Here is a 12,305-nt window from a genome sequence, read left to right as displayed (position 1 = left end):
AGTCTTGGTCGGCCGAGCTTATCGGAGGGAAACGCGTTATAGATATCTCGCAAGATGTCCATAACAGTTTGACTATAGACAAAACTCTGGCTGTCTGTAGCGGAGGGTGTCATGCGGGAGGTCGATCCCACCTTCCGCGAGATCCCCGGCCAGACAGACTTGCGCAAGTCCTTCGCCTTCGAGAACAAGAACCGCTACCGGATCGAGTTACTGACCCCAATACGGAATCGGCCGATCATGATGAGAAACCCGCATCCATGCTCGCGCTCGGGGAAGCCTACGCGCAACCGCTCCGCTTTCCGACTAACTCCTGATCGATCCGGTCCGCTCGGTGATGCTCCACCGCAACGGGATTGCCGTCACCGTTCCGGCCCCGGAACGCTACGCCGTTCACAAGCTGATCGTGGCCTCGCGGTGTCAATCGGATGCCAACGGCATCCTGAAGCGGGATAAGGATGTGAAACAGGCCGAGATCCTGATGGACGCCCTGATCAAGACGCGTCGACACGCGGAACTGGCGGAAGCCTATGCCGAAGCGTGAGAGCGCGGCTCGTCTTGTCGGGATGGCCTTATGGAATGGCTTTGCCTAATCCATCTGTCCCGGTCAGGATTGACACCGGACGCCAGGAGGTGGCTCAAGAGCTCTTGTCATGAGTCACCTTTTGAGACGGCCGAGGCGGAATGACTGATCTGCATCATCCAGGCCATAAGGCCTCGATCCCGCAAGTGATCGAGATCCACGGTTACACGGTTCATCTCCAACAGACTGCGTTCGAATGGATGGCTGTGATTTCGCCTCCCCGGGAGCGGCCGAGCATCATCCTTGCCGCGGATCGCGAAACCGTGCTGACGAAGGCTTGTCAGTGGATCGAGACTCATGCCGCAGGCAGCCAAGAAAGCCGATGACTTACCGCCTGATCCAACTGGCTCCCGGCAGCTATGACCTTCTCCTTGGGGACGCCATTGTCGCGAGCGTGGTCCGGAGCGCATCGCGCAAACCAGTGGTGTGGTCGGCCGAACTGATCGAGGAACTTCCCGCGGCGTGTCGGCCGGTGCCGTTTACGAAGTTCGAACATACCTTCGCGAGTTTCAGGGAACTCTGCGCGTGGCTGGGCCACCCAGAGGTCAAGCCTATCCGTCGCGATGGCGCGATTTGAGATACTCCTTGACCTTGGTCCTGACATCCCGCTGTGGGTGCCAAGAGCTATGACGCCAAGGCCAAGCGACAAGCTGCCCGTGCCCGCAGCATCTGCCCGGCCATTCCGGATCAGACAACAACCAAGCAGAAGCCGACACGGTAAACCGCATGGTCCGTCTCAGCGATCCCAACATCTCCAACCTCAACGGGATCACCACCGCCGATGCCGACGCATCCGGGGCGGGCATCGTCGTTGAAACCTTGGTCGGTTCTTGGGCGGGGCAGGGATCCGGCGTCCCCTTGCAGAACTCGAGGCGCCTATTGATGTACAGCGTGGCGTCGCCAACGTGGTCCAGCCCTGGCGGCTAGGCCTTCAGGCTGGTCGGCAGCTCAACCGGGTGTTCGCTGTCCGCGGTCAGGACCTTCTCGGGGTGGATTGGGATTGAGGGGCTCTACTCTTAGGAAAAGCCGGACACCTCTCCGACGGAGAGGATCACCGCGTCCGCTGAGCCATCGGCCACCGGCGCCGCAGGGCGGGCGAGGGTCCCTGCTTCACGAACAGGTAGAATTCGACGCCGTCCTCTTGCGTCCTCGGTCCGGAAGTCGACTTCGGACGTGGAAGATTCCACGCCTCAGGTCTGGCAGCTCCGCTTTTCGCCGGGATCGGCGAGCGGCCGGATGTCGAGTTGGAAGCTTTTGATCCCCCAGCCGGTGCCGAACGTCGACAATATCGTCTTGCGGTAGACATGGTCGCCATACGGGCCGCCCCGCGGCGGTTGCGCCCGGATGACCTGGCGCTACGTGACCACGCGTGGTGGCGCCGTGGCCTCCCCAGTCCGGAACTCCGATTTGATTTCAATGTGTCGCCGGGCTCGCACGCCGTTGCGGTGAACCACAACGTCCAGCCCCAAGGGCCCTGGTCATGACCACCCTTCTGGTCCTGCGAGTCGATCCCGTTGATCGCCCAGGCGTGCAGGCTCTTATGCTCTGGCTCCATGTGGAGCCGCAGCCCGCGCTCCAGATGAAAATCCACTGATTGCCCCTCAACCCCGTTTTCGAGGCACCTTGCCAACGCCGACGGATGCATCATGCTCGGCGGCGGATCTTGCACCCGGCCGCCGAGCCCCTGGGCTTCCTGGCTACTGATCGCCGCAATGGTGCCAGGTGTGTAGGCAATCCCGTCACTACGCGATCAGGAGTTCCAGCTCCCTGACTTCCCGGACGGAATGCCGGCTGGATTCCTTGACCGTATTCACCTCCAAGGTGGCCGCGGCCGTCTCACGCAAGGATTGATCCAGCTCATAGCCCTTCCGGTCCTCGAGCCAGGCAAGGACGTCGGCAAGGTGCCAAAGCGCGACCGATCCCTCATGCACGGGCAGTGGAAAGTCGCGGTGGGCGACCATGAGCTTGCGCATGTTCTGACGGGTCACGCCCATGTATTCGGCGATGTCCGACAGCCCGACTAGGTCAGGCCCGGCCTCGACGAGGATCGCGCCCGGAACGGTGGCCTTTACGTCGGCCAAGGCGCTGCGGACGGCCTCCTGCGCGGTTTCGGCCTCCCGGCTGAACTCCAGCCCCAGGCGGCCGGGCGTGCCAATGCCGATGATGGCGTCAGTGCATCCGGCCTCGCCGAGGCGCTCCACGAGCGCATCCATGTCCGTCTCGTTTTCCGGGAGACGGTACTTGAGGGTGAAGGTGTATTCCATCATCACTTCAATCCTTCTCGGCGTTCTTCTTCTCGACTTCAGCCTTGTGGGTCGTGCACTTGTCGACGACCCGCCTTAGCTGTTTCGCATGGGTCCCCGGGTTCTTGGGCGTGCTCCACACGCTCGTGATGCAGAATTCTCCGCATCTGCATTCATCATCGTTGTAGGGACAATAAATCTTGCCCCAAGCGTGACTTCCGCCAACATCCACGCGCCAGCCATTGGCCTCGGCATGTCGAAGCGCTGCTTCGACGTCCTTATCCGTGTGACGTGTCCTCGCCATCCAGTCTATGTCCCGAAATATGCAGGTGCCGAGACGGGTTGTCAACTGACAACCTTGCCTGGCGTTCCATCAAACCGGTCTGCCATAGCGAATGGTTTTCATCGAGTCATCAGGTCAGGTCGAGTTCCAAGGGCATGCGCTGCCTGCCTTCACGGCACTTGCCCCCCTGGGTCTGGGAAAAACCGCCACTGTCACAAGATTCCGCTCCGGGCAACCTCTCCGATCCCGTCCGTAGGAAATGGCGTCAGAACGAAGGACGCGACATGCTCACACCAACAGGGCCCAAGCACCGAAGGCGAGTCCTTCCCAGGAGCGAAGGACTCAATTTAACCGCGACCTGAAGGTGTGCTTCCGGGGATCGGGGCCCGGAAGCAACGGCTCGGAATGGAGGCCGGCCGCGTCATGCGGCAGCCATGGCGGCCCCGGCATCCTCGACGCCGTACAAATTGCGGAGTGCGGCTTCGGGATTCTGGCTGGCCATGGCTGCGGTAAGGGCGTCGGCGGATGGAAGAGGCATTGCTTCGATCTCGGCTGCCGAGATAGCGACGGAGCCGCTGATGCAGCGCATTACGCGGTCGGCCATGTCGGTGGCGAAAAAGGCCGCAAGCGTCTGGAGTGGCACCTTCGGTGGCTGGGTCCTGGCTCTGACCATGTTGAGGTGGTTTTCAACCGCCACAGCGCCATGTGCCTTGAGGAAGCTCTCAGGCAGGACTGTTCCGACAAGCCTTCGATCCTGTTCCTTTGCAGTTGTCCTCTTGAGCAGCAGACAGGGATCGCTGACGAGACTGGCGGTCTTGCCCGGTTCCGGCTCGTAGAAGGCCTTGTCCGCCCGATGCTCGTACGCCGGACAAAATCGCCCGTTCCTGCCTACAGCTTCCGCCCACACGACGGGAACACGGCCGACGCCTGCGGCGCCATGCAACCGGCCAGCCTTCTCAGCGCGATCCCAGACCAGTGGCCCAGTGCTGACCGAGTACCCCCAGTCCGCGACCCGGGTGGGCATGGAGCGCATGGACGCCACGAGCCGCACATTCTCGGCCGACCGGGCAATCAGCCACGGGTCCATCGGGCACGTGGGCAGTTGCATCGTGCCGGCATCCGCAATCTGCAAGCCGTCGGGCATCACGTGCACGATTGAGCAGGCCGCCGCTCTCCTGGTAGAGCCGCGAACGAAGACGGAGAGCGCCACCTCCTGAAGGACATCCGGGAAGACCTCGCGGCGGCTTTCCACGAGATCAATGGCGACCGGCGCCGCCGTCTCTGCCAGGGTTCTCCGGAGCGCTTTGAAGTACTGTCCTCCCAGAAACGAGGTGGGGGTCACGACCGCGATGATCCCGCCGTTCGGCTTTGCCAGGTGAGCCCCCAAATCCATGAACATCCCGTAGACATTCGGGTGTCCGTGGAGGCTTCGGCCGAAGAGGCGCCTGAACTCAGGGGTGTCCTTGACCTTGCCGAAGGCCGGGTTCTCATTGACCAGGTCATATCTACCCTCATGGTCCGACCAGTCGTCCAGAAGGCTGTTGCGGCACTCCGTGATGCATGCCAGGCGTTTTCCCGATGCGATGACCTGCGGGAGAAGGCAGGCCTCGACCGCAAGCTGCGACAGCCAGCATGCGAACGGATCGCTGTCCCATCCGCGCAACCGGGCTCCGACCGAGGCGATGACGATTGCCGGATCGGTATCCTTCATGGCAGCGATCATGCGCTTGGCATCCTCGACGAGGAACTGGCCGCCTCCGCAGGCCGGAGAGATGACCTTGCCGCGGAGCTAGTCCATCCCGGCCGCTGAGGCCTGGTCCGCCAGATGCTGCACAAGCGGAACAGGATTATAGAAGATCCCGTTGCTCGAACGATGCTGCTTCGGGAGCAGCCGAGTATAGAGCTGCCCGAGACGCGCAACGGCGTCGTCAAGCCGCAGCTTTGCCAATTCTACTCCGAATGCGCAGGCTCTCTCCTGAGCATCCTCGCTGATGACGTGCTCGACCGGAGCCTCGGCCGGCCGGATCGTTCCGGATGGGGACGAATGTTTCAGCAGAAGGGTATCCCACCATCCGACGGCTGCCGCATGGGCAACAGCGCGTGCGGCCTCGACTGTGGCTTCACCCGTGTTGAGCCTGAGGCGTTTGAAGTCAAATTCCAGATCGTTTGCGTGATGACCGGCAGAGAAGCCCTGAAGGTGGATGCACGGGATGTCGAGGGCGGGTCCGGCGTTGACGATGACGTTGTTGGCGAGGATGGGCATGAGACTAACCTTGTGCTGTGCCCGCAGGGGCACTTGAAGAGTTCTTGATTGTGACGCTTGGGAGAAAGCCGGCTGGCGCTCACGCAATCGAGCCGGCTAAGAGGGGATCACCTTGGGAACCAATAGGTGTCACTGTCATCGGCGCGCTCGAGGCGGCTCAGATCCTGGTTCTCGGCAAAGGATGAGAGATTGGAGTAGCTCTCCGTCCAGTCCCAATGACGCATGGCAAGGCAGATGCCCGACGGCATCTCGACCCACAGATACATGTCGTCACGTGAGACCGAGGCGTTCAGCCGCTTGGCGAGGCGAGCGAATGCTGCCCGATGATTGGACACCTTGGTCTTCTGCGCGAGCCGTCCCGCTTGCAGATCAAGAACCTCAACGCGCGGGGGAACGCGGCCGGAGACCAGAAGGGCGCCTTTGACGCGGGAGCGGCGGCAGCGGGCATCCTCGGCATCGATGACTTCGCCGTTGCTGAACGTGTCGCAAACCGTCCAGCCGCTGAATGCAATCCAGTGGCCTGTCACCGACACGATGCCGGGGTGAGTTCGCATCACACCGGTGCGACGCTCGAGCCATGCGCGCAGAGTCGGGTTGCCCTCGATCGTGTGCCAGCGGCTCTCATAGCCGAAGATCCGGAGGACCTGCTGGACGTTGTGCGTGCTCGTGCCTTTGACGGCAGGGGCTCGCTCCCAAGACGGCCAGTCACTGCCATAGCGCACTGTCCGGAACACGTCGCGAACATGCAAGAGAGGCTCGCCTGTGATGGCAGCGACTGCCGTGGGGCCGCAATAGGCGCGCGAGCGCGTGTCATTGTTCACATCGCGCAGCTTGTGCCCAGCAACACTGATGGGCAGCGGTGGCACTGAACCATGGGCTGGGTCAGGCTTGGATGTTGAAATGGGTGCCTGTTTGGCCAACCGAAAGCCGATGTTGTTCTTCTGATCTGCGCAGGAAGGCATGAGTAGATGTCTCCATCACCGCGAGCAAAATCGCATCGCGTATACCCATGATAGCAGATTCCAGAAGTGTACTTTGAGGCTATCGTTGATGAATGCTTTAATTAGATCTTATATATACTATTGATTATGGGGCGGCTGATGAAACAAAATCGAAAAAGTCTTTTATATCAATGGCCAAAAAAATTGCTTGCCCATCTTGTACTTAGCGAATACTTAAGGATGATTTTCGCTGAGTTTGGGTCGCTTATAGCCATCTTGATGCGACCAGCGACCGGGTTCGAAGGAAATGTCTCAAGAGCCTTAGGTCAGCGCTTCCCGCTGAAACGCCGCGACGGATCAGCATCATCGTCGCGTAGACCCTGAGACTTCGGCTCCCAATGCTCGAGATCCACGGATGCGTAATCCATCCCCAGCAAACCGTGCTCGGATGGACGGGCGTCACCAATGGTCTCGATCGGCGTGCGGCATTTTGCTGGCGGCGGACCGGGACACACTGATGCCCAGGGCACAGGAGTGGATTGAGTCTCGCCTCAAGGCGAGCCAGCATGGTCAATGATGGACCGCTGGATGTAAATTTTGGCTGAGCGCCAGACGACGCTGCACACATAGAACAGGTATGCGTTGCAGACACAGTGACGGCACTCAGGTGAGGGTGGAGCAGGGGGGCTTCTTAGGCGTCTGTCGGCAATGGAAGCCACTCACTGCGGCTGTAGTCGAAGTAGCGCGTCACGGATTGGCCATTCCATTCGTACTGAAGGTGACGCTCCTGACGTGGGATCCCAATGACGTTGGGCCAGAAAGCCACCACGCAGTGGCCTTGCCGATGTCGCACGCTTCGATAAAGCAGACCATTGCTGTGCTGCTCGCGCAGTGAGCGGGCAAGAGCTTGGCTTGCTCGATAGGAGCTTGGATCCATCACCGCGGCACGGTGTTCTTCAGGCCGTAAGGTTTCAATGTCATGAAAGCTGCTTGAGATGGTGCCTACCAGCACCCTCATGTCTTCGCGCCGTGGCGGATCATTGGCATCGCGTGCAAACGCTGCGAAGTGATGCACTGTCTCGGCGATGGCCGTCTGAAGGCTGTCTGCTGCGTAGTATGCCCCATACGTGCCATCGGAGAAGCGCGAACCTTTTGGGTTCACATGCGTGAAGGACGCCATCACCCATGAGGCATTGATGCCACTGATCCGCCGCTCCGATGGTACCAGGCTGATCTGGCCAACTTGATCCCGCACACGAGGGTTCGTGATCTCCTCAAGTTCGATCAGCGCCTCCCATACTGCGGGATTGGGCGAAACGCGCTCGAACAGATGGATTGGTGGAAAGCGCGAGGCGATGATGCGCCACGCCTGAGCCCAATCGACATTGGCCTCTGCGATCTCAAGACCAGGGGGCACGGGCAGCATCGATGTAGGTGCGGACGGCGGCAAGATCGGTTACGTCACCAGCGGCCATGCGCTCGAGCGGGGCTTGGCCTCCGAAGAAGGCATTCGGCCGCTTGACCCAGCTATCCGCAAGATCCGGCTGCGAATACACGATCTGAAGGGCTTTCCAGATGCCGGCGATGTAGCCGATCCGGCGAAGTGTATCTTCAGGGATTCGGCCCGCCTTACCCTTCTTCCACTCATAAAAAGTTCGTTCGGCTGGCGAGCCAAGAAGTCTGCGGGCGACGGTATTGTCGATGTCCCAGTGCTCCATGATGCTGAAGAAGCCCTCAAGCGCCAGTCGCTGTCTGTCGACGGGCATCCTCTCGGCAACAGCATGTAGAGCTCCGCTCATGCGACTATCCCTGCAATCTTGCATACCTTAGGACATAAACTGCAGATTTGCAAGTAAGTTCCGGTGCCTCGCAGCGGAAATCGTTGTCGGGGTTCCGTCGAGCGAGGTCTTAATTTCGGCTGATGAACGACAGGGGAGTAGGTTGCCTCGTAGCTGTTATTAAGGTCTTACGGATAAGCCAACGCTGGTCATTATAACATTTCGCATGACAAACATTTTGACGAGACATTTTTGACCGGTGCCGCGGCGGAGTCCTGGCACAGGAGGATTTCATACCGCGGTCGGCGTCAGAGCAGTCGAAGCCGCGGCGGCCTGACGCTGGGCGCATGATGCATGATTTGCGTCACGATCCAGCAGTCAGCCAAACGCTTGACCTCTTGGCCAGACACGGCAGGATGATCTTGCGAAAGCGCACCTGACGGGACTTAAGGAACATGCAATGGCGACTGGGACTGTGAAGTGGTACAACGAGACGAAGGGCTATGGCTTCATTCAGCCCGACAATGGCGGCAAGGACGTCTTCGTTCATGCCACAGCCCTTGAGCGGGCTGGCATGCGCGGCTTGGTTGAAGGCCAGAAGATCTCCTACGAGGTCGAAGCCGACCGCCGTACCGGCAAGGAGTCTGCAATTAACCTGCAAAAGGCTTGATTGAGCCTGTCATAGCGTCAGCTCGGTGCTGGCCCTTCAAGCCGCTCCTGACGGGGCGGCTTACTGTTTGGATTGGCCGCGCTATTTGGTGCCGACAGAGCTAGGGCTTCAGCCTCATTTTGCAGAAGCAGCCTCAGAGTCAGCGTGGTCTTCTGGCCCTTGCTGTCGGTCCTATGGACGGCTCCCTCATGTCATTGCTCTGCCTTCAATCATCTCGATGTTCGCACGTCCTCATCAGGAGGGCATAGGCGGGCCCCGGACCTGACGCCAATCATGCGCAACGAGCAGCAGTGCCTGACGCTGTTCAAGGCTGAGCTGAGCCAGGGCTGTTCCGTCGCTGAAAGCGGCGGGGCGTCGCCGATCCGCGCTAGACCAGCGACGCTGAGAGCGCACGGGAACACGCCTTGGTTGCAAGCCTTAGTAGTGAGACTGACAGCTCATCCAGTTTCCTGGGCCGTGCGCGAGCCGGAGGCATGCTTGGATATAACCGTGACCCCAACAGATGGCGGCAGAGCATGGACCCTGACGGACCTGCTCGGCCGCGCCATGGGTCGGATCACCGAAGCATCCGCCCAGCACTTCACAATCCACCCGGATGGCCATGCGCGGGAGACCATGGCCGGTATCGCGCCGGGCCCCTTCGCATCCCTTGATGCCGCCTTGGCGGCCATCGAGAAGCACACCCGGGGCGTCTGCCGGCACCATTCGGGCGAGGATCAACCATGATTGGAAGGAGCCCAAAGCTCGCCCTGCTCCGTGGTTGAGGAGAAACCATGCGGATCCGCGTCGGCTGCAAGATGACGTACAAGTTCGGGCAAGTCACGCCCGCGGCCGCGATGCTGCCGACGTGGCGCTGACACTCACTTTTGGTCCCAGCACTCTGGTCGACTTTCGCATACCGACTGAGGAAGTGATGGGATCGAGCTTCTGAATGCCTGCGGTTCGCACAATGTGGTCGACGCCTGGCCCAATTCGGTCGAGCGATGTGCCCAGCCGATGTCACCTGACAAGGACTGGTCTGAATTGAACGGCGCTGGTAAGCTGCAGCAGCAGAATGCGAGATCCAGCATGACCCCCGAAGTCGAGCTGATCCGAGCCTTGGCGGAAGATCTGGCGCTCGAGATCTTGGCCTCGTACACGCCAGAGGATTTTCAGCAGGCCGACTTCACCAGCTTGGGGAAAGCGGCTGTTTATCTGACTCAACATGATGAGGGACCTGGTCCTGCGCTCGAGGAACTCATCAAGAAGGTGCAGCACGCCCAGGGGACATAAGTCGCAGTCAGATCAGCGAGCATATGAAATTGTTGGGCATCCTACAGCGTGTTGTCTTGAATGCCTTTCGGTCACGCGGTTGATCAGGCTCAGGATCAGCCTTCTACACCAGTCGTCTCACCGCTGACTCCACAGATCCTTATGCTGCCCATCTGGCAGAAGACGGGGAGGACGGACGGATTCACCTCATCCCAGGAATCCGAATTTCGTTGAAGGCTTATGTTGACAAGAAGTCGGCGATCCATGCCAAGGCATAATTGCTTGGCCAAGGGGCTTCCATCTGCTCCATCGTTCAACGTTTGGATCCGGTTTGCTGTTTTTCCGGTGAAGAGCCGACGGAGGAAGCGCTTTGATGCGAACCTTCGGTCAGGATGAAGTAGGTATTGATCAGAGCCACAACCCTTCGGCCCAGCGCCTGATCCTCTTCAGGGCTTTCTGTGTCGAGGATCTCGAGCCGGATCTCGAAATCAGGGTCGCAAATGAGAATGGCTGCATCCTGCTCGTTACCGTCTCCCGCGCTGTCCAGGAACCAGCCCTCGTCCGGATTCGGGTCTTCTGGATCGAGACCCGCATTCAGGCTCTCGACAAGGTACCTGGCGAGGCGATCGTTGATCCTCGTGCCATCGTCTTCGCCAAAGATCATCCGGGGTTCCCCTTGGGGATCCCGAATGACGTGCTGCCGATCTCGTCCAGGGCGGGCGATGAAGAAGGTCCATTGTGACGATGGGCTCATAGGCTATTCTTCTCGCAAACTTCGTTGAAGACCTGAGCAAAGCTAGCTTTCTGGGTCAAGCATCGCCCCTATATGGCGGCCTTATGCAGTGAACTCACATCCTTCTCGCACGCCTTTAGCCGAGTACGGCGGCGCCGCAGAGCTAGCTGTGCCGTTCTCACAGGACCAAGCTCCAGAACGAGCTTTTGCGGCCATGTTGAGCCCTAAGGCGCCTCACGTAGGCATCATGGGCTTCAAACCTGCCGAAGTCCTCGATCCGGTCAGCAAGGTTTTCGCACTCCTCGAGGTGGCGAGCGGCATGTTGATATCGCTTGGTCCGGTTCCGCTCCAACGCGAAGTCGATCAAGGCCCGACGGAGAACGGTGGCCGCAAGGGGATGTTTCGCCTCCAACGCAGCCGCGGCCGGCGCCAAGATCTCGTAGAAATCGCCATTGAGTTCATCTGCACGGGTGAGGACCAGGTGCACGGCTTGGTCCAGCGCCGGCCAGGTCACCAGAAAGCCCAAGGCATGGTGCAGGCTCGGATGACTCCGCGCATGGGAGATGGCCCGCTCCTCAGCCTCAAGATCCTCAAAGTCGGGCAGGCGCTTGAGATAGAAGCGCAAGTGCTCCGGGTTGAGCGAGCGCTTAAAGCAGGCCCAGCGAAACGTCTGCGCCTCATCGGCTCGTCCAAGAGCCTCAAGAACCTCAATTCGGGTCTGCTCCCATTCGCCGGTGATCCAGCCAGGGCGGTCCTGATCGACAGCGTTGATGGCAGCCCAAGCGTCCTCCGTGCGGCCTGCAGCCAACAGCCGTTGCGCAATCTCCACAGCAACACTTGGAACGCCTCGAGCCTTCTCACTTTGCAGGGCGATAAAGGCGTCCACATCGCCCTGCGCATCCGCAATTGCTGCCAGCGCCATGCGAACAACGTTGCTGCGATGGTGTTCAGCCAAGTCATCGGCGTACAAGGGGCCACCCATCCCCCAGCCGACGACCTTCCGGTCTTTCGCACGAGGCTTCTGCCACGGCTCCTGTGACAACTTGAGGACGAGTTGCTTGAGGTGGTCGAGGCCTGTCGCGCCGAGTGCCGGGGCCAGAACCGCGATCAGGCCGTCATACTGACCATACTCGTTCTCGATCAAAGCACGGTAAGCCTGCTCGGCCAGCACGGTGGGAGCGACATTCGCTGAGTTGCCAATGGCACCAAGATCACGGCAAGCGGCCTGAAAGACGGCGATCACGCTTCCGCTGCTGTCGTCACAGCGATTGAAGATAGGATGAGCCAGCGCCATAAAGCGCCAGAGAAGGTCGAGTGCTTCCGCGGCATCGACTCTGGCGACCTGACTGATGGCCTGTCTCTGGGTCTCCAGATCCGCAACAAGGGCTTTGCGCTGGTGCCAATCGACAAAGGAGCGAGATCGGGCAATGGCGGTCAGGCGCTTGCGGATCTCCTGTGCCATGTCGGCAGGRCTGGCGGCTCCGGCCAGTTCCAATCGCAGGCGGCGCTGGGCCGCCGCATTGCCCCGGCTGATCTCGATCAACAGCTCAGCCAGTCGCTCGG

The 12,305-nt window shown here is 60.2% G+C and carries 14 protein-coding genes and 1 pseudogene; 6 read left to right on the top strand and 9 right to left on the bottom strand.

Annotation, left to right across the window (positions count from 1 at the left end; all coding sequences use genetic code 11):
* Positions 1-111: 111 nt before the first annotated feature.
* From ACXJKO_RS08110 to ACXJKO_RS08100, 3 genes and pseudogenes are all read left to right on the top strand, one after another.
* Positions 112-255, top strand: a pseudogene (locus tag ACXJKO_RS08110) (nucleotidyltransferase family protein); the annotation flags it as partial.
* A 55-nt stretch (positions 256-310) separates the two neighbouring features.
* Complete coding sequence (locus ACXJKO_RS08105) at positions 311-541, top strand: GSU2403 family nucleotidyltransferase fold protein (RefSeq protein ID WP_457090614.1); 231 nt, start codon at positions 311-313, stop codon at positions 539-541.
* A gap of 361 nt (positions 542-902) precedes the next feature.
* Entirely contained in the window at positions 903-1,157 is a 255-nt protein-coding gene (locus ACXJKO_RS08100) for a hypothetical protein (RefSeq protein ID WP_457090578.1), read from the top strand.
* Positions 1,158-2,322: 1,165 nt separating this feature from the next.
* On the opposite strand, the gene ACXJKO_RS08095 is transcribed toward ACXJKO_RS08100, so the two are convergent.
* The 7 genes from ACXJKO_RS08095 to ACXJKO_RS08065 form a co-directional block, all read right to left on the bottom strand.
* Positions 2,323-2,847 (bottom strand): helix-turn-helix transcriptional regulator, encoded by a 525-nt coding sequence (locus ACXJKO_RS08095; protein WP_457090577.1) that lies wholly within the window; start codon positions 2,845-2,847, stop codon positions 2,323-2,325.
* Between the two features lie 4 nt (positions 2,848-2,851).
* Positions 2,852-3,127 carry a hypothetical protein gene (locus ACXJKO_RS08090; protein ID WP_457090576.1) on the bottom strand — a complete coding sequence of 92 codons (276 nt, stop codon included), beginning with the start codon at positions 3,125-3,127 and terminating at the stop codon, positions 2,852-2,854.
* 400 nt (positions 3,128-3,527) lie between these two features.
* The gene (locus ACXJKO_RS08085) at positions 3,528-4,829 is read right to left on the bottom strand and encodes an Eco57I restriction-modification methylase domain-containing protein (protein ID WP_457090575.1); all 1,302 of its coding nucleotides are present in this window, start codon (positions 4,827-4,829) and stop codon (positions 3,528-3,530) included.
* A gap of 66 nt (positions 4,830-4,895) precedes the next feature.
* Positions 4,896-5,369, bottom strand: a complete 474-nt coding sequence (locus ACXJKO_RS08080; RefSeq protein ID WP_457090574.1) for a hypothetical protein — start codon at positions 5,367-5,369, stop codon at positions 4,896-4,898.
* 107 nt (positions 5,370-5,476) lie between these two features.
* Positions 5,477-6,331, bottom strand: coding sequence for a hypothetical protein (locus ACXJKO_RS08075; RefSeq protein WP_457090573.1), 855 nt, complete (start codon positions 6,329-6,331; stop codon positions 5,477-5,479).
* Between the two features lie 670 nt (positions 6,332-7,001).
* Positions 7,002-7,727 (bottom strand): RES family NAD+ phosphorylase, encoded by a 726-nt coding sequence (locus tag ACXJKO_RS08070; protein ID WP_457090572.1) that lies wholly within the window; start codon positions 7,725-7,727, stop codon positions 7,002-7,004.
* Positions 7,711-8,109, bottom strand: coding sequence for an MbcA/ParS/Xre antitoxin family protein (locus tag ACXJKO_RS08065; protein ID WP_457090571.1), 399 nt, complete (start codon positions 8,107-8,109; stop codon positions 7,711-7,713). Before ACXJKO_RS08065 ends, ACXJKO_RS08070 begins: the two co-directional genes overlap by 17 nt.
* Positions 8,110-8,548: 439 nt before the next feature.
* Between ACXJKO_RS08065 and ACXJKO_RS08060 the strand changes: the two genes are divergently transcribed.
* The 3 genes from ACXJKO_RS08060 (at position 8,549) to ACXJKO_RS08050 (ending at position 10,030) form a co-directional block, all read left to right on the top strand.
* Positions 8,549-8,758: a cold-shock protein gene (locus ACXJKO_RS08060; RefSeq protein WP_457090570.1), complete on the top strand. Its 210-nt coding sequence runs from the start codon at positions 8,549-8,551 to the stop codon at positions 8,756-8,758.
* Positions 8,759-9,247: 489 nt separating this feature from the next.
* A complete protein-coding gene (locus tag ACXJKO_RS08055; protein WP_457090569.1) occupies positions 9,248-9,484 on the top strand; it encodes a hypothetical protein in 237 nt (78 codons plus the stop codon).
* 270 nt (positions 9,485-9,754) lie between these two features.
* Entirely contained in the window at positions 9,755-10,030 is a 276-nt protein-coding gene (locus ACXJKO_RS08050) for a hypothetical protein (protein WP_457090568.1), read from the top strand.
* Positions 10,031-10,322: 292 nt separating this feature from the next.
* On the opposite strand, the gene ACXJKO_RS08045 is transcribed toward ACXJKO_RS08050, so the two are convergent.
* Both ACXJKO_RS08045 and ACXJKO_RS08040 read right to left on the bottom strand, forming a co-directional pair.
* Entirely contained in the window at positions 10,323-10,673 is a 351-nt protein-coding gene (locus ACXJKO_RS08045) for a hypothetical protein (protein WP_457090567.1), read from the bottom strand.
* Between the two features lie 247 nt (positions 10,674-10,920).
* The coding region (locus ACXJKO_RS08040) for a DUF6880 family protein (RefSeq protein WP_457090566.1) at positions 10,921-12,305 on the bottom strand (1,385 nt) is incomplete at its 5' end.

This window comes from Microvirga sp. P5_D2 (assembly GCF_054049475.1).
This window is presented reverse-complemented; position numbering and strand designations above follow the sequence as displayed.